The sequence below is a fragment of the Paenibacillus aurantiacus genome (assembly GCF_042431225.1).
In the GTDB taxonomy this organism is placed as follows: domain Bacteria; phylum Bacillota; class Bacilli; order Paenibacillales; family Paenibacillaceae; genus Paenibacillus_Z; species Paenibacillus_Z aurantiacus.
In genome coordinates this window covers 93,803-110,362 of sequence record NZ_JBHMDO010000009.1, presented here as the reverse complement: position 1 = coordinate 110,362, position 16,560 = coordinate 93,803, and the positions used below count along the sequence as shown (strand labels likewise).

14 protein-coding genes are annotated in these 16,560 nt (G+C 57.9%); 5 read left to right on the top strand and 9 right to left on the bottom strand.

The genetic code is table 11. The annotated features are described in order from the left end of the window. Window positions 1–151: 151 nt before the first annotated feature. From ACFFSY_RS04700 to ACFFSY_RS04685, 4 genes are all read right to left on the bottom strand, one after another. Entirely contained in the window at window positions 152–1,213 is a 1,062-nt protein-coding gene (locus tag ACFFSY_RS04700) for a hypothetical protein (protein WP_377490624.1), read from the bottom strand. Between the two features lie 194 nt (window positions 1,214–1,407). After that, a complete protein-coding gene (gene mgrA, locus ACFFSY_RS04695; RefSeq protein WP_377490621.1) occupies window positions 1,408–2,397 on the bottom strand; it encodes an L-glyceraldehyde 3-phosphate reductase in 990 nt (329 codons plus the stop codon). A 410-nt stretch (window positions 2,398–2,807) separates the two neighbouring features. Then, window positions 2,808–4,613 carry a B12-binding domain-containing radical SAM protein gene (locus tag ACFFSY_RS04690; protein WP_377490619.1) on the bottom strand — a complete coding sequence of 602 codons (1,806 nt, stop codon included), beginning with the start codon at window positions 4,611–4,613 and terminating at the stop codon, window positions 2,808–2,810. Window positions 4,614–4,761: 148 nt separating this feature from the next. After that, window positions 4,762–6,291: a stalk domain-containing protein gene (locus tag ACFFSY_RS04685; protein WP_377490616.1), complete on the bottom strand. Its 1,530-nt coding sequence runs from the start codon at window positions 6,289–6,291 to the stop codon at window positions 4,762–4,764. A gap of 246 nt (window positions 6,292–6,537) precedes the next feature. Between ACFFSY_RS04685 and ACFFSY_RS04680 the strand changes: the two genes are divergently transcribed. Further along, window positions 6,538–7,074 (top strand): hypothetical protein, encoded by a 537-nt coding sequence (locus tag ACFFSY_RS04680; protein WP_377490613.1) that lies wholly within the window; start codon window positions 6,538–6,540, stop codon window positions 7,072–7,074. Between the two features lie 334 nt (window positions 7,075–7,408). Here the strand turns inward: ACFFSY_RS04680 and ACFFSY_RS04675 are convergent, their stop codons facing one another. After that, window positions 7,409–8,161, bottom strand: coding sequence for a GTP pyrophosphokinase (locus ACFFSY_RS04675; protein WP_377490610.1), 753 nt, complete (start codon window positions 8,159–8,161; stop codon window positions 7,409–7,411). A 232-nt stretch (window positions 8,162–8,393) separates the two neighbouring features. On the opposite strand from ACFFSY_RS04675, the gene ACFFSY_RS04670 reads away from it, so the two are divergent. Together ACFFSY_RS04670 and ACFFSY_RS04665 are read left to right on the top strand one after the other, a co-directional pair. After that, a complete protein-coding gene (locus ACFFSY_RS04670) occupies window positions 8,394–8,933 on the top strand; it encodes a GNAT family N-acetyltransferase (protein ID WP_377490607.1) in 540 nt (179 codons plus the stop codon). 318 nt (window positions 8,934–9,251) lie between these two features. After that, a complete protein-coding gene (locus ACFFSY_RS04665) occupies window positions 9,252–10,604 on the top strand; it encodes a TrkH family potassium uptake protein (protein WP_377490604.1) in 1,353 nt (450 codons plus the stop codon). A 358-nt stretch (window positions 10,605–10,962) separates the two neighbouring features. On the opposite strand, the gene ACFFSY_RS04660 is transcribed toward ACFFSY_RS04665, so the two are convergent. Then, window positions 10,963–12,069 carry a stalk domain-containing protein gene (locus tag ACFFSY_RS04660; RefSeq protein WP_377490601.1) on the bottom strand — a complete coding sequence of 369 codons (1,107 nt, stop codon included), beginning with the start codon at window positions 12,067–12,069 and terminating at the stop codon, window positions 10,963–10,965. A gap of 182 nt (window positions 12,070–12,251) precedes the next feature. Between ACFFSY_RS04660 and ACFFSY_RS04655 the strand changes: the two genes are divergently transcribed. Together ACFFSY_RS04655 and ACFFSY_RS04650 are read left to right on the top strand one after the other, a co-directional pair. Further along, entirely contained in the window at window positions 12,252–12,950 is a 699-nt protein-coding gene (locus tag ACFFSY_RS04655) for a pirin family protein (RefSeq protein ID WP_377490598.1), read from the top strand. Between the two features lie 23 nt (window positions 12,951–12,973). Beyond that, complete coding sequence (locus tag ACFFSY_RS04650; protein WP_377490595.1) at window positions 12,974–13,309, top strand: hypothetical protein; 336 nt, start codon at window positions 12,974–12,976, stop codon at window positions 13,307–13,309. Between the two features lie 106 nt (window positions 13,310–13,415). Here the strand turns inward: ACFFSY_RS04650 and ACFFSY_RS04645 are convergent, their stop codons facing one another. From ACFFSY_RS04645 to ACFFSY_RS04635, 3 genes are read right to left on the bottom strand one after another with little or no spacing between them, the layout of a single operon-like run. Further along, a complete protein-coding gene (locus ACFFSY_RS04645; RefSeq protein WP_377490592.1) occupies window positions 13,416–14,201 on the bottom strand; it encodes a hypothetical protein in 786 nt (261 codons plus the stop codon). Then, a complete protein-coding gene (gene pilM, locus ACFFSY_RS04640) occupies window positions 14,185–15,714 on the bottom strand; it encodes a type IV pilus biogenesis protein PilM (protein ID WP_377490589.1) in 1,530 nt (509 codons plus the stop codon). The genes ACFFSY_RS04645 and pilM overlap by 17 nt, the downstream gene beginning before the upstream one ends. 18 nt (window positions 15,715–15,732) lie before the next feature. Beyond that, window positions 15,733–16,491: a prepilin peptidase gene (locus ACFFSY_RS04635; protein WP_377490586.1), complete on the bottom strand. Its 759-nt coding sequence runs from the start codon at window positions 16,489–16,491 to the stop codon at window positions 15,733–15,735. Window positions 16,492–16,560: the final 69 nt, after the last annotated feature.

The following is a 16,560-nucleotide window of genomic DNA, read 5'->3' as shown; positions in this document are numbered from 1 at the left end:
CTCCTCGGCTCAAGTCGCCCACGAGTGTGCATGGCATATGAACAGGAAAGCCTCAGGCTCCGCGCCATGCGTGCGGAATCTGAGGCTTTCGGCATTCATTAAGCGAACAGCAAGCAAGCGATGAATCCGGGTGCGCGCACCCGGAAACGCGCTACGCTTGGACGCGCGGCTCCGCATCCGCGAGATGGCGCTGCAGCTCGGCTACGAACGCACGCGGTTGATCCAGCGCCAAATAGATGTTGTCGACTCCGCGGGGCAGAAACAGCAGTCCCTCCACCTGTCGCGTCTCTACAAGTTCGATGCGAACGTTCGGCGGTTGGAGAAAGGTCGCCCCTTCGGCAGATGAGCGCCGCTTGTCGGTATCGATCTGGAATTCAGACGCCGCTTGCGCCGACGCGATCACGGCAAGCGGAATGTCCGCCTGCAGCTTAAGCCCGTAGCGAATGCGCAGCATGCCGCTGACGATCGCCACCTTGTTCAGCCGGGAAGCCCGGTAATCGGCTACGAGCAGGAGCAGCAGCCATAGATTAAGCACGGTGGTCACCCAAGCTGCGACGTCCGACCATAGGCCGATCAAGAGATGCATGGCCACCGTATCGACCAGCACGATGACCGCGAGCGTGATCGTCACGGCCAGCCCCCCCTCTCCATAGGAGAACGCGAGCGAGCTCGGTTCCTGTGTTCCGATTCGCTTCTTCTTCGCACGCCCCCAGGCGCCGAACGCGTAATAGAGCATGATCGCTTCATGCCGGAGCAGTACCTTCATGCCCCCTTCGCCGATGTGCCGCCGAAACACGGCGTGTATGGCCTCGGCCCCGTCCGCTTCGCGCCGGCGTTCTTCTTGATACGCGCGGATCACGCGCCAGGCAAGCCGGACCTCCACCGCGATGATCGCGATCTCCAGCGGCAGCAGCACTGCCTCGAACAGCCATACGGCGCCTCTGGTCTGCGCCGGTAGGATGAACCATGCCGCGACGAGGGCCACCGCCGCTGCGGGCAGCACTGCCTTCCAGCCGCCGCCCCGCCGACGAACGATCAGGAAATAATACAAGAGCGGCACCGTAAGCGCAGCATCGAACAACACGCCGAACGCAACGAATGTCCGATCCCCCTCCGACGCGGCGCGGATGGCGAACCAATCCGCAAGCAGCACCAGACATACCGCCGCCAAAAACCCATAGTAGCGCCCTCGCGTAACGCTTGTTACCGTCATAGCAGCCAGCCTCCTCTTCGAGCGCGCGGCGGGCGGAAGTCGCCTGTCGGCACCCAAGTCGTTTGGGATTATTTTCTAACCCCATTATAGCTCGCGGGTCCTACTCGAAGCTGTGGAGAAACCGTGTATTTTCCGCCATCCGCGCGGATGAAAAAAAAGAGCCGACCTTGTTTGGTCGGCTCCCCGCACATCCTCTATTTCAAAATCGCTTCGATTCGTGCCAATTCATCTGCCGAGAACTCGAGATTGTTCAGCGCCGCGACGCTGTCTTCGACCTGGCTCACTTTGCTTGCGCCGATCAGCGCGGACGTCACGCGTCCGCCACGCAATACCCAGGCGAGTGCCAGCTGAGCGAGCGATTGCCCGCGGCTGACCGCAACGTCGTTCAACTGGCGCAGCTTCTCGACCAGCTCCGGCGTAATGTTCTTCTCGTTCAGGAACACCGACGCCCCTGCCGCGCGAGAGTCGCTCGGAATGCCGTTCAAGTATTTGCCCGATAACAAGCCTTGCGCCAGCGGACTGAATACGATGCTGCCCACGCCGCCCGCATCCAGCACATCCTGCAGCCCGCCCTCGATCCAGCGGTTGAGCATGCTGTACGACGGCTGATGGATCAGGATCGGCGTGCCCAGGCGATTGGCAATCTCGATCGCTTGCGCCGTCTGCTCCGCGGAATAGTTGGAGATACCCGCGTAGAGCGCTTTGCCGGAACGCACGATATGGTCGAGCGCGCCGATCGTCTCTTCCATCGGCGTGTCCGGATCCGGACGGTGGTGATAGAAAATATCAACGTAGTCTGTGCCGAGCCGCTTCAAGCTCTGGTCCAGCGAGGAAATCATGTATTTGCGCGAGCCCCACTCACCGTACGGGCCTTTCCACATGTAGTAGCCGGCTTTCGTGGAGATGATCATCTCGTCGCGGTACGGCTTGAAATCGGTCGCCAGCACGCGGCCGAACATTTCTTCCGCGGAGCCCGGAGGCGGTCCGTAGTTATTCGCCAAGTCAAAATGCGTAATGCCCAAATCGAACGAACGGTGCAAAATCTCGCGTCCGGTCTCGAATTTGTCCACCCCGCCAAAATTATGCCAAAGTCCAAGCGAAATTGCCGGCAGCTTCAGTCCGGAACGTCCGGATCGGTTATACTTCATTGTTTCGTAGCGAGCTTCGTTTGCTTGATATACCATGTGCCGCCTATCGCTCCTTATCCTGTGCCAGACAGGTCGAATATAATGCTACCAACTCTCTCATTCTACACCTGTGCAATCCGGTTGCACAATGAATCGGTTGGCATTATTTTATGCGGATTTGGCGTAGGCAACAGGCCCTCCGCCTGCTCGGTAGTGATGTACAGCTCACTATTGCCTAAACTATGACTTAACCCGCTCGTTTCGCTATTGCGACTAGCCCCCTCCAATTCCCCACTAGGCGACAAAAGAGCGCGCCTTGCGGCACGCTCTCCCTTCCAAACTTCGCTGTATCATGTCTTCGTTTCATGCAAAGTTTTGTCGACCTAGAGACGCCTCCACAGCGGCGTGTATGAACGCCACTCCCGCAGATCTCCGCCGATCGTCCAGGTCCGCCGCTGCGCTCCTTTTTAAGCCAGCGACTGCTCCGCCTTCGCCAGACGCAGCAGATGCGGCTTCGCCGTGCCGCCGTAGAGGACGATCAGCAGCGTGTCCGCGTCGGTGCGCACTTCGCCAGTCGCCAGGAATGCGGCCAAGTCGAACGGCAGCCGCTCGATGACGGCGTGCTTGTGCAGCTCCTTCTCGCCGAGACCCAGCGCCGCGAATTCGGCGGAGACGTCTTCCGGACGCTCGGCCAGCCGCTGCATCCAGCCGTTCCAGACCGCCTTGTCCATCGTGAAATCCCACCATACTTTGCGCGGTTTGTAATTGTGGTTGAGGAAGTAGTCGTACTTCATCAGTCCCATCACGACGTCCGGGTTCCATGGCAAGCCGGATTGGGCATCCCGCCGCTCGCCCGCGCCTTCCTGCAGGAACGCCCACAGCCGGGAGAACAGATCCTCCAGCTGATGGCCGATCTTCTGCCACCCTCGCCCTTCCCAGAAGTCGCCGAACTGCTGGAAGAAATCGAACGGCGACGGGAAGATCCGCTCCACGAGGTAGAGCAGCGCATGATCCATCCGGTGCGCGTTCCAGTATTTCTCGAGCACGTCCTCGACCCGCTTGATCCGCACGATGTCGCCGAACGGCAGCAGATCGTTGCTCAGCATTTCGTAAGGCGCGCGTTCCTGGAACTTGTAACCGTACTTGTCCGCGTCGATCCGCATGCCGGTGCCGCGCAGCATCTTGAGGAAGCCCAGCTGCAGCTCCTCCGGCCGCAGCGCGAACACGTCGTTGAACGTCTTGCGGAACGTGTCGTAATCCTCGTGCGGCAACCCTGCGATCAGGTCAAGATGCTGGTCGATCTTCTTGCTGTCCTTCACCTTCGTAACGGTACGCACGAGCTTCGTCCAATTCTGGCGGCGCTGCACCGCTTCGTTCGTCGGGTCGTTCGTCGACTGAACGCCGATCTCGAATCGGAAGACGCCTGGCGGCGCATGTTCGGCCAAATAATCGAGCACCTCCGGGCGCATAATATCAGCCGTAATCTCGAATTGGAACACGCAACCCTGGTGATTCTCGATCAAGAACTTGAACATCTCGAGCGCGTAATCCCGCTTAATGTTGAATGTGCGATCGACGAATTTGATCAGCTTTGCGCCTTGCGCGATCAGATACAAAATATCGGACTTCGTCCGCTCGATATCGAAATACCGGACGCCGACCTCGATGCTCGACAGGCAGAACTGGCAGCTGAACGGACAGCCCCGGCTCGTCTCGAAATAGACGACCCGGCTTCCAAGCCGCGGCAAATCCTCCTCGAATCGGTGCGGGGACGGCAGCTTGGCCAGATCGAGCTTCGGCCGCCCCGGATTGACGCGAATCTCGACGGTGCCATCCTTCAGCAGCTTCCGGTACGCGACGCCGAATACCATATGGTACTTGTTCGTGCCTTCCCGGATTTCCGTCAGCAGGTGGTGGAACGTCTCCTCGCCTTCGCCGACGACGATGAAATCGATATCGCGCAGCCGATCCATCCAGAACTCCACGTCGTAACTGACTTCCGGGCCACCAAGGACGATCTTCACCTCAGGCATGATTTTGCGCAGCATGTCGATGACGATGATCGTCTCTTCGATATTCCAAATGTAGCAGGAGAATCCGACGACGTCCGGCTTGCGGACGAAAAGATCGGACACAATATTCATCGCAGGGTCTTTGATCGTGTACTCGGCAATGTCGATGTCGAACTCGTCGCCACAGTAAGCTTTCAGGCAGCGCAGCGCGAGCGAAGTGTGAATATATTTGGCGTTCAAGGTCGCCAGAACGACTTTCATGTGCGGTTCATTCCCTTTTCGTATAGGCATAGTGTTCTTATTGTACCGGATCAAGGAGCAAAAAAGAAGGGCGCGTCCGCCGGCAGCCAGATGTGAATCTTGCCAACGGGACGTGCCCTGCGCGCGCAAGCCTCGCGGCTTGCCTGTATTAGGTGCGTACGCGAACGTACATTTTGTCATTCTCCTGCAAGTCGATGACCGGATAACGCACCTGCCATTTGCCGCTGTCCAGTTTCGTTACTTCGCCCGAAGCGAAACCGCGCGGTTCGAAGTTGAATTCCTGCTGGTAATAGACGGCAATCTGGATCGTCTGATTCGGCAGCGCTTTGCGCAGCGCCGCTCCTGCGTCGATCGCCCAATAGCGCAGCTCTTCAGCGGTCTTGTCCCCGTACAGCATGTAGAAAGAAGAATCCATGACGGCGTTGATGACCAGCCAGCCCGATGCATCGCGCGTCACCTCGACGTTCTTCAGTTCGGTCGTGCCCTCGTTGGTCGCAATAGAGCCGAATTTATCCACGAATGTCTTACGGATCTCGTCGGTCGTTGCGCCGTCCAGCCTCAGATCGGATGCCGGTTCGAACGCCGCCGTCGTCGGATTCATGCTGTATTCCTGAAGCAGCTCCAGTACATGGCGCACGGAGACGGCGAAGTTCAGATCCGCGCTCGTCCCTTCGATCTTCGACGTCGTAATGCCGAGCAGCTCGCCATTCTCGTTGAACATGGCGCCGCCGGAGCTGCCGTGGTCGATCGGCGCGCTCGTCTGGTAATACAACGTGCCGCCCTCGTACGTAATGTTGCTGATCAGGCCGTCGGCCGCCGTGTTCTGGAAGCCCAGCGGACTGCCGATCGTCACGACATGGCCGCCCTTCTCCACGAAGAACGGGCTTGCCAGCTTCACCGGCGATACGCTCAGCGCGGAGTCGGTCTGAATGATTGCCAGATCGGCGTCTTCATTCTTCGCGACGATGCCTTTGACGCCCACCGTCGTACCGTCGCTCAGCGCGATCGTCGCCTTGGACGCGCCTGTCACGACATGATAGTTGGTCAAAATCAGACTGCCGCCCACGACGACGCCGCTACCCTGGGCCTTGTCGGTCGTGATCATGACGACCTTCTCGTCATTCATCGCCACGATCTCCTGCGTGGTCAACGGTTTGGCTGCCGCGGTAGTCTCGCCGCCCGTCGTTTCTTCTTCCGCATCTTGCGGATTGGACGTAATTCGGATGACCCGCTGCTTCGTATCGACCGCAACTTCCGCGCCTAACGCTTCGGCTACGAAGCGAAGCGGAACGAGCGTCGTGCCGTTCTTCTGCTCGGCCGCGGTCTGAAGTTTGACGGAAGCGCCATTCTTGACAGCGTACGCGGAACCGATTTTAAGCGAGATATAATCGTCGCCTTTGGTCGCCAGAATCGTCTTCGTCTGCGCGTCCCACGTCACGTCTGCTCGAAGGGCGCTGAAGATCGCGCGCATCGGTACGAGGGTCGTGCCGTTCTTCACCGTCGGAGCCTGCGGCAATGCCAGGTTGACGCCATCCACGAATACTTTCATGACGGATGTCTGCACGCTGGCCGAAGCCGCGGCCGCCACTCCCGGCTGCAGAGCGGGAAGCGGCGCAAGCACGAGCCCTGCTGCGAGAACGGATGCTACCATCCGATGTTTAAAAGGGTTGATATTCATGGTCAGGTATCCTCCGGTTTCTGTAATCTCCCATGAGGCTATCCTATCAGAGGGCCTATGCCCTGTCTATGAATAAAGAATGGTTTGACTGCTTAAAAGTCGCTGAAAAGGACCAAGCGACCCAAATCGGCAGCACGACGCTGCATGCTCTGAAGATGCGGCCTGCGCGCGTGGCAACGAGCTTGTCCGGCATGCTATAGTGATGGAGAGTCAGCTAAAACGCTCTACCATCAAGGAGGATCGGCTATGCTTTTCGACCCGTCGATTTACGATAATTTAAAGGTAGCTTTCGAGAATCAGCTCTATGATCTCGATAACCTGGATGCGAGAATCACCATCACCGGACGCCGCGATGTGCTAGATATGGCGGTCATGTCCCGCACGTTCGCGATCCGCTTCGCGCTGCGGGATGTCGCGGCCGTTGAAGCCGAGCTGCAGCTGGAAGCGTCTCTTGCGGAGTTGGCTGCGGAAATCATGGCGCTCGAGGGACAGAAGTCCGGCTGCCGGCTGACGCTCCGGTTCCATCAGCAGGTGCCGAGCATGAACGCGGATGAAGCCTGCGCCCGCATCGGCGACGTTCTCGCCGGGATTTGGGGTCAGGATATGCCGCCGCGTCAAACGCTGCAATATCTCTATACTAAGGCGGAGCCTGTCCAGATGTATGCGCATACGGCGGAGTTTTCGTTCGACCGCAAGATCGACGAAGAGCAGATGGAGGATATTCCAGACCTGCTGGAACATATGCTGCGGACGCTGGAGGAGCTGCACGACGCACGCAAGTAATGGACAGCAATGGGGAAGCGTACATGGCACGCCAGTTATGGACTGCGCCAAAAGGCCGGGTGCACGACGCTCACAAGCAGCGGATAGCACAAAGAGGCAGAGTGCACGATGCTTATAAGCAGCCGACAGCATAAAGAGGCCGAGCCGTCATCCGGAAGTGATGATAGGTTCAGCCTCTTACTTGTTCATTCGTCCATGCGCGGGGCGGCTCCGCCCGTCACGGCGATACCAGTCCGCTTCTTCGCGGCTTCTTGCGCCTGACCTCTGGTCTGTCTAACGTTCCGGAGCGAGTATTCGCAAACGATATATCCCTCGCCCCCAAAAGCAGGCGCCTTTATTCCCGATTCTCCCCGTCGCCTTCGATCAATTCGAGCAGCGCGGCCGGAATGGAAAATTGCTGGTTGTTCAGGCGAATATGCCGCAGCTCCTCCTCCTCGATCAGTCGGCCTTCCTTCAGCTCGTTCATCTCGCGGTGCAGCCGCTCCATCTGGCGGTCCAGCGCGGTGGCCGATTCCGCCGCCGTCTTCAGCTCCGCCAACAGCCGCTCGGGCACTGCTTCGTTATATTTGTAGAAAATTTTGTGCTCCAGGCTCGCCCAGAAGTCCATCGCGATCGTTCGGATCTGCACCTCGATGCAGACGCGCTCCACCCGATCCGACATGAAGACTGGCACCTCGAGCAGCATATGCAGGCTTTGGTAGCCGTTCGGCTTCGGTTCGCGAATGTAGTCCTTGGTCTCCAGCACGACTAGATCGGATTGACCAGCCAGCATGTCGCGCACCCGATAGATATCCGAGATGAACGAGCACGTGATTCGCAGACCGGCGATATCGCGGATGTTCTCGCGGATGCTCTCCAGCGAGATATCGAGCTTTTTGCGAAACAGCTTGTTCATGATGCTCTCCGGCGACTTCAGCCGGGACTTCGTATGCTCGATCGGATTATAGTCGTGGAGCAGCTGGAACTCTTCTTTCAAAATATCGATCTTCGTCTCCATCTCGTCGAGCGCGAACTTGTATACCATCATGAAACGGGTAATCGTCTGCTTCAACTGGCGAAAATGTTCAATGGAATCCTGCGGACTCATGGTCACAACTCCCCCTTGCGCTTGCTTCTCCTGCAGCGGCATCTATGCGAACGTACCGCAGCCTCAGCATACCTTAACCCGGGGCGATTGTCCAAAATGGCCCGATGCTTCATTCGAACTCCAGCTCCGCCATTGCGGCTTGCCTGGCGGTTGGATAAGATGGGAGGGTCGGATTTATTCGCCATCTTATCTATGGGCCGTTCGCCCGTTGCCCGAAGGAGTGTTGCTTGCTATGTCTACGCAAGATTTGTTCCGCGGCTCGCTGATCCGATTCGCCGCTCCTCGCCCCGAGGATGCCGATGAGCTGGCTCGATTCTCGGAGAGCTATGAATATCTCATTCAAGTCGACACCGAGAATGCCATTCCACAGACGCCCGATGCTTATGGCAATGCAGGGAGAGCGAACACGATTGAATTTCATCTGCGTACGCTCGAGGATGACCGGTTCATCGGCTTCGTCGCGCTTCACAGCATCGAGTGGAACAACCAGGCCGCCCTCGTCGCGGTCGGCATCGGCGATCCGAACGAACGCGGCCGCGGCTATGGCATCGAGGCGCTGCGCATGATTCTGCGCTACGCGTTCCATGAGCTGAATTTGAACCGCGTCGGACTGGACGTCATCTCATACAACGAAGCAGCCTATCGCGCGTATAAGAAAGCCGGCTTCATCGACGAGGGACGCGCCCGTTCGGCCGTCCTGCGCGGCGGTCAAAGCTACGACTTGATCAAAATGGGCCTGTTGCGCGCGGAATGGGAAGCGATGCAGGCTTAGCCGCTTGACGAGGCTTAACCGCCGACGTGTGACCGAGCTCCGTGTGCCTCGATGACACCGCGCCGGGAGGTGCACGCGTTGCGTGCGGTGCGGGACTGCTGCAAATTTCGCGAATGCGATGATTTTTCCCGGTTTAAGATGTACCGAGTCCTGCACCCAGATACGCAAGCAGCGGCATGGCCCTTCAACGGCTGTGCCGTTTTTGTTCATTGCCCGGGAAATTGTCGAATGGAAGCGATTGTTCGGAAACGGTATTTTACCCCAAGTGCCTTCATCTGCTATGATTAGCGCTATACCGCATTCGGGAGGCACTCTGCTTTGAGCACGACGATACGCAAGAAGAAACTCAAACCGATCCAATTGATCGTATCCATATATATCATTACGACCTTCATCGCCGCCGGCATTCTCCGTCTGCCTCTTCTGCATAAGGAAGGCGCGGATATCAGCTTCATCGATGCCTTGTTCACGGCGGCAAGCGCCATCAGCGTCACCGGACTGACCGTGATTTCCGTACCGGACGTGTTCAATATGGCAGGCTTGGTCGTGCTGATCATCTTGTTCCAAATCGGCGGCATCGGCATCATGACGCTGGGCACCTTCTTCTGGCTGCTGTTCGGCCAGCGGATCGGCTTGGAACAACGGATGTTCATCGCCGCCGACCATAACCAATCGACCTTGTCCGGTCTGGTCGGCTTGATGAGGAGCATTCTGCTGCTCGCGGTCATTATCGAAGTGACCGGCGCGCTGCTGCTCGGCACCCACACGCTCATGACCGGGTATCACGGCCATTGGTACACCGCCTACTTCCACGGCCTGTTCGCTGCGGTCAGCGCGTTCACGAACGCCGGGTTCGACCTGAACGGCAATTCGCTGATCCCGTTCGCGCACGACTACTATTATCAGATCGTGACGATGGGCCTTATCGTGGCCGGCGGCATTGGCTTTCCCGTGCTGCTGGAGCTAAAATGGCGGATTCTGCACCCGAAAGAGCGGCACCGGTTCTCCCTGCTGACCAAAATCGCGCTCTTGATGTTCGCCGTGCTCGCCACGCTCGGCACGGTGACGTTCTTTCTGTTCGAGCGGACTCACTTTCTCGAAGGTCAAGGGGTGGTGGAGTCGTTCTTCTATTCGCTATTCCACTCCATCTCGGCCCGCAGCGGCGGCGTCTCGACGATGGACATTAGCCAGCTGTCGTCTCCGACGCTGCTCATGCTCTCGGGGCTGATGTTCATCGGCGCTTCGCCAAGCAGCGTCGGCGGCGGCATTCGGACGACGACAATGTTCGTCATGCTGGCCGCCGTCTGGTCGTACATGCGCGGCGCGCCAAATACGAAGGTATTTGGACGCGAGCTGCTGGAGGAGGATATCCGGCGTTCGTTCATCGTCTTCTTCTCCGCTACGATATTCGTGTTCACCGCCATGCTGCTCTTGGCATGGACCAATCCTTATCCGCTGCACCAGCTGCTGTTCGAGGTCTGTTCCGCCTTCGGGACGACGGGCCTCTCGACCGGGATCACAAGCGCGCTCAGCGTCTCCGGCAAAGTGATCCTCATCGTCATGATGCTCATCGGCCGCGTCGGCATTATTAACCTGCTGCTTACGCTGAAGCAGGAAGAGCACCCGGTACGCATCCGGTATCCGAAGGAGCAGGTGATCGTCGGGCAGTGACGGTCGCGCGTATCGCGCAGTTCGCTTGCCGCTCGCGCCAGCAGGCCCCGCAACCGGATGCGTAGTTGGCCGCTCTTCGCGGTACGGATCGCCCATACTAAATAAAGCCTCTAACCGACGGGCGGGTAGAGGCTTTATTTGCGATGGCGATAGTGAGAGGCGTCGCCGGAGATCGGCCCAAGGCCGTCCCCCCTTCGGCACTGAAGCGAGCTCCAGTCGCATGTCGCGCATTATGCGGCGATCGTTCGCACGCGAATCCCGAACGCGCTGCGGCGCGAAGTTTGGCCGCCGATGCGTGACCGAGCACCGCGTGCCGGGAGGCGCACGGTGCGGGAACGACGCGAACACCCGCCGCATTTTACTTGAATTTGGACAGCGGAATGACGAATTCCGGAATACCCTCCGCATAAGGCGTGTATTCGTACAGACTGAAGTACACGACGATCGCGTCCCCGCGCAGGTAGTACCGCTGATCGGCTTCGATCGTCGTGAACGGCGCGTTGAACGGCAGCTGGTTGACCTCGATCTGGCGCTTGATCTCCTCGTTGATGATGGCGATGTAGTTCGCGCTGCCGCCCGCCGCTTCCTTCAACGTCAGCTCCTTGCCCGTCTTCAAGTCGTACGTGTGGGATTGCAGGTCGTACATGCCGTGCGCGCCGCCCGAATACGTATAAACGTCGAAGTGGAGGCTGAGCAGACCGCCGTCGTTCTTGGTCACGGTGTAGTTGACATCGTACGAGAGCGGGAGTTCCCCGTCCCAATTGTCGCCGCCGAAGTCCTTGGCGAACGACAGGCCGGCCGTCTCGTACGCATTGCCCTCTGCAGCGAGGAGCGCGTTGATCTTGCTCTGCACCGCAGTATCCGCATAGCCCTGCAGCTGCGGATATTGAATCGCCATCTCCACTTTATCCTTCGTCTGATTCAGTGATCGGTTAACTAGCGTCAGCGCGTTGCGCGCCGCTTCCTTGATCGTCACCCGCTTCTTGGCCGCATCGTAGCCGATCTCGTAATCCAGCTGCTCCAGCAGGAAACGCAGCGGCAAATACGTCGTTCCTTTGACGATAACCGGCTGCTCGGCGCCAAAGGGGAGAATATGGCCGTTCACGTCATATTGATACACGCCGTCCGTCGGCTTCATGGCCAGCTTCTTCGACTTGCCGCCGACCGAAATCACCTTCGTCTTCGCATCCCAGCTAGCCGTAAGCCCTAGCTCCTTGCTCAGAAAAGCCAGCCCGACATAGGTTTGGCCGCTTGTCACGCCGCCCGGCACGCTGACTGCCCGGCCGCCGATCAAGACGTCCAGCGTCTGCAGCTTGAAGCCCTCCGGCATCATTTCGGCCGCATATGCGGCATTCTCCGCGAAGGGAACCGCCTGCACGCCGCCACCCAGCAGCAGCGCCGTCGCCAGCGGCAGCGCTGCCATTGCCCGGCTGCTTGTCGTTCTGCGCGTATTCTTGTTGTTCATCTGTATAGGCTCCTCTCGTGAACGGACCGAGCTTGCTTCCGCTCGCTATTCGTTTCTACGTCTAGCGTCAATCTCCTCTTATAACCCCGATGCCAAGCGCGACAATCGCCGGCCGATCGGATTTTTGCCAGCGAGTCCCTCCCCGTGGTATCGTGGACGTATCGATAAAGGAGGGAATACCCATGATTGCCATTCATCCCGCATCTTCGCGTCATGCCGGCGACAAAGGTTGGCTGAAGAGTCAGTTCAGCTTCTCGTTCGGCGACTATTACGACGAGACCAATACGTCCTTCGGCCCGCTTCGCGTCTTCAACAACGACATCATCCAGGGCGGCTTCGGCTTCGGCGCCCATCCGCACCGCGAGATGGAGATCGTCTCCATCGTCCTGCAAGGACAGCTGAAGCACGAAGACAGCACGGGCGAATCCGCCATCACCACCTGGGGCGGCGTTCAGCGCATGTCGGCCGGCACCGGCCTCGTCCATTCCGAGGTGAACCCCGGCGAAGAGGACTGCCACCTGCTGCAGATCTGGGTGACGCCTAGCGAGAGCAAGCTCCCGCCCTCCTATGAGACGACCACCTACGATACGAACGCGCTGAAAGGACGGCTGCTGCCGATCGTGTCGCACCAAGCGAGCGAACACGTCGCCTTCATCCATCAAGACTTGACGATGTACCTCTCCGAACTGGAAGAAGGCCAGACGATCCGCTTCGAGCAGCCGGAAGGCCGCCGCATCTACCTGTTCATCATCGAGGGACGCGTATCGATCGACGAAGGCCACGAACTGGGCTGGCGCGACACCGCCCGCATTACCGAACATCCGTCCCTCACCATCACCGCCCGCGAGAAGTCTTTGTTCCTGCTCATCGATTTGCCTTAACATAGGGAAAGGAGACAACATGTATGACGAACGCGATTCACAAAAAGTTGCTGATCAAGCAAGTCATCGGCCGGCTGCTGCTTGATACCGACCAAAGCGGCTGCGCCTTCACGCTGGAGCCGGATGGCGAAGGTTGGGTCATCGCCGTGCAGGGCGTCCCGCAGGCGGCAGGCAGCGAAATCAAGCGGCTGGAGGATGACCTGAACCTGTTCTACTTCGAAGAGGACAAGACGACCGGCGAGCTGCGCAAATGGTGGCTGTACGATCTGGACGTTCCGGCCATGGACTGGGATGCGGAGAAGCAGACGTTGACGCTGCGGGTGAGCTCGCGGGTGGGGTATACGAACGAGCGGGTGTAGCATAGTTCAGCTTTTCGAATCTAGCTTTTGAAGCTAAGCCTTCCTAGTACAAGAAGAGCCCTGATCGCGAGATCAGGGCTCTTCTGTATTGGGACGTGTTAACGTCTTACGTATTCGTACCATCCTTTAAGGAATCGACCATTTTGCCAATCGTGGCATCTTGCGTCTTGGAGGGCGTTTCCTCCATAGAATCGGACGATTTGCCGCTCTCCGTAATCCGGGAGTTCGCCTGATCCTCCGGCACGTACTCCTTGTACGGCGTCTGAATGTCGTCGACCATCGGCAAGTATGAAGGGTCGAAATAGGCCGTAAATACGAGACTGGCCGTAATTTGCTTCGTGCTGTCCCGCGAATTGCCGGAAATATCGAACTTATCGATGACCACGAGTCTCTTCATGTTCTGAACGGCGTAGACGTATTTCGCAATGTCCGCATCGCGGCCTTTAATGGTGACCGATACTTCCACCTTCTTGGCCGAAGCCATGGCACTCGGCTCCGTGCTCGGACCATTTCCCGCATCTCCGGTATCGATGGCCTCCTCGTTCCCCGCCTCGTTATCCTTGTCCTCGATCGTAAAGTTCGCGGTGAGGGTGTCCGCATACGTGATCGACTCGATCTGATGCAAGTCCAGCAGCAGCTGTTCGGTGTTATCCCACAGCGGCAGCGCCTCTTGTACGGCGACGGCATCGAACCCATCGTTCTTCTGCGCACGCTCGTCCACTTTCTTCTGCAGAATGGCGCGCTGGCTAGCAAGCGTGGACAGCTCGCTTTCTTGCTCGGCAATCGTATCGCCGGCCGGTTGCACGAGGTACATGTAGAGCGCGAACAAGGCGAGAAACAGAATAACCGCAATCAGCATGACCGCCGTCCGGTTCTTACTCAACTGTTCCATCGGTTCCCCCCTCCCCTACGGCGTTCAAGCTGCGCATCGTTATCGCGAACGAGGCCGAATACGGCTTTCGCAATTCCGCATCTTCCCCGGTTCGAAGCGTCGCGGTCTGCTCTTCTTTGATGATGGAGCCCATCGTGGCTTCAGCCACGAACGACATGCGGCGAAGGTCGAACAAGTAACGGGATGCATCCTGCAAGGTCATAAATCCGGCCGATACGGCAATTTCGCCGGATGCCGAGTAGTTGACCGTCCCGAGAATAGCTCCTTTCGGGAGACGGGTCTGCATCTCGGCAACGATCCCCACGACATCCCGCTGCTGCGACTTGATTGCTTGAATCGTGGCTAACGGATTAATGCTCGCATTGCTGCTGCCCGAAGACAGTTCGTTTTGAAGCAGCGCAATTTCATCGTTCAGCTGACTCATAAGCTCCGTATTGTCGGCAATCTCGCCTTTATTGCTCATATACATATAGCTTGTTAGTCCGAAGAGCAGCGCCCATAACACTAACGTGCCCCCCAGCACCGCCGGGAAAATTCTCGCCTCCCGATCGACGCGCGGCATCAGGTTCACATGAAAATAGCGTTCGTTCGGCAGCGCGAGACCGCATGCGACAAGAAAGGATTCTATCCCGTCATCTAATCCGCCGCTTGCTTCCAGCGCCTGGTAACTCGCCTCCGATACCGACATCTCCGGTTGAGATTCGCGGAGGGCTGTCAATAGCGCAGCCCGCGAATTCGCCGGACCCGCAAGGATCGTCCGCGAAATACGGGAAGCTCCTTCATGAAGACCGAATTGGTAGAAGTTGAGCATCCGCGAAAGCTCGGCCGTCACTTCTGCCACCTGCAGCTCATTGAGCTTCCCCTCTTTATGCCCGACAGTCTCGTTCAAATTGATGGCGCGCATGAAAACGGGGTTGCCTTCATGGAACATATAAATATCCAGAACGGATTCGCCAATATGAACGATCATCGTCTCCGTAGCCGGTTGGACTTGATCGACGAATACCAGCTTCGCCAGCGCCGAAGCGGCCAAATCCGCGCCTTTAACCCGTAGACCCGCGTTGTGAAGCAGCTCGGCGCAGGTAGCGATCCATTTGCTCGGCGCGGCGAAAATCAGCACCTGCGTGCTGTCTTCATCCATGCCGACCCGGACGAAATCATACACCGGATCCTCGAACGGGAGATGGAGCGTCGTCTCGACCTCCAGTTCGACCAAATGCCGAAGCTCCTTGACGTTCGTTGTCGGAATTTTCATTTTGCGCACGATGATGAGCGAGGTCGGCACCGAGAAGGTTACGGAGGCACCCGCCAGCTTCTGCTCCTTGACCCACTGCTTCAGCGCGACTTGAATGCTCTCCGGGTTGAGAATTTGATCCTCGACGATCAATCCTTCCGGCAGCGGCAGGAACCCCGTCCGTTCAATCTCCCACTCTTTCTTCTTGCGCAAAGCCGCAAAACGAACGCCGGTCTGGTCGAACGTGATTCCGATTTTTTTGGTCCCTATGGACAACATGTTTATTTCACATCCCGCTTAGGCGAATAATATCGAGAAGTACCCGTCAATAATGACCTGTCCAAAAGCATAGGCAATCAGCGAACCGACAGCCAAGAACGGCCCGAACGGGACCGGTTGTTTGCGTTCAATAAGCCCCAGCATCTGCAGCATGCCGCCAATGACGACGCCCAGCAGGCAGGAGAGCAGCAAAGCCACGATCGTGTTAGGCAAGCCGATGACTAAGCCCAAGACCGCGAATAATTTAATATCCCCGAAGCCCATCCGGCCGCCGGAGAATAGATGAACCAGCAATAAAATGCCCCCGCCGAAAAGCGCGCCACCGATGTACTGCCAAAGCGGCAGCTCGTGATGAAGGATCCGGGCCACGATCATGAACGGGAGAAAGAAGAGCAGCACTTTGTTCGGAATCAACATGTATTTCAGATCGGAAACGGTAATAATAACCAAGAGACTCGCCAACAGTAACGCGCTAATTAACTCGAGCGACAGTCCGAATCGCAGGTACATGCCCGCGAATAATACGCCGGTTGCCAGCTCACCGAGCGGATAAACGAAAGAGACTTTCGTGCCGCAATGACGGCACTGGCGTCTGGCCAGCAGCCAACTGAATACCGGGATCAAATCCCGGCTGCCCAGCTGCGTCTTGCAGCTCGTGCAATGCGAAGGCGGCCGAATGACCGATTGCTTCGCCGGCACGCGCAAGCCTACGACGTTGAAGAAGGATCCGCAGACGAGACCGACAATGAACAGGTAGATCGCAATCGCAATAGTCATTTTAATATGGCCACTTTCGTTTTTAGGTTAAAGGAAAGGAACCGGAACGAGTTCCGGTTCCTATTAAAA

Coding starts and splice junctions, on each gene's coding strand:
- ACFFSY_RS04645 (WP_377490592.1), bottom strand. CDS start 14,201: ATGGAACAGTTGAGTAAGAACCGGACGGCGGTCATGCTGATTGCGGTT.
- ACFFSY_RS04635 (WP_377490586.1), bottom strand. CDS start 16,491: ATGACTATTGCGATTGCGATCTACCTGTTCATTGTCGGTCTCGTCTGC.
- ACFFSY_RS04690 (WP_377490619.1), bottom strand. CDS start 4,613: ATGAAAGTCGTTCTGGCGACCTTGAACGCCAAATATATTCACACTTCG.
- ACFFSY_RS04685 (WP_377490616.1), bottom strand. CDS start 6,291: ATGAATATCAACCCTTTTAAACATCGGATGGTAGCATCCGTTCTCGCA.
- ACFFSY_RS04700 (WP_377490624.1), bottom strand. CDS start 1,213: ATGACGGTAACAAGCGTTACGCGAGGGCGCTACTATGGGTTTTTGGCG.
- ACFFSY_RS04675 (WP_377490610.1), bottom strand. CDS start 8,161: ATGAGTCCGCAGGATTCCATTGAACATTTTCGCCAGTTGAAGCAGACG.
- mgrA (WP_377490621.1), bottom strand. CDS start 2,397: ATGGTATATCAAGCAAACGAAGCTCGCTACGAAACAATGAAGTATAAC.
- ACFFSY_RS04660 (WP_377490601.1), bottom strand. CDS start 12,069: ATGAACAACAAGAATACGCGCAGAACGACAAGCAGCCGGGCAATGGCA.
- ACFFSY_RS04680 (WP_377490613.1), top strand. CDS start 6,538: ATGCTTTTCGACCCGTCGATTTACGATAATTTAAAGGTAGCTTTCGAG.
- ACFFSY_RS04670 (WP_377490607.1), top strand. CDS start 8,394: ATGTCTACGCAAGATTTGTTCCGCGGCTCGCTGATCCGATTCGCCGCT.
- ACFFSY_RS04650 (WP_377490595.1), top strand. CDS start 12,974: ATGACGAACGCGATTCACAAAAAGTTGCTGATCAAGCAAGTCATCGGC.
- pilM (WP_377490589.1), bottom strand. CDS start 15,714: ATGTTGTCCATAGGGACCAAAAAAATCGGAATCACGTTCGACCAGACC.
- ACFFSY_RS04655 (WP_377490598.1), top strand. CDS start 12,252: ATGATTGCCATTCATCCCGCATCTTCGCGTCATGCCGGCGACAAAGGT.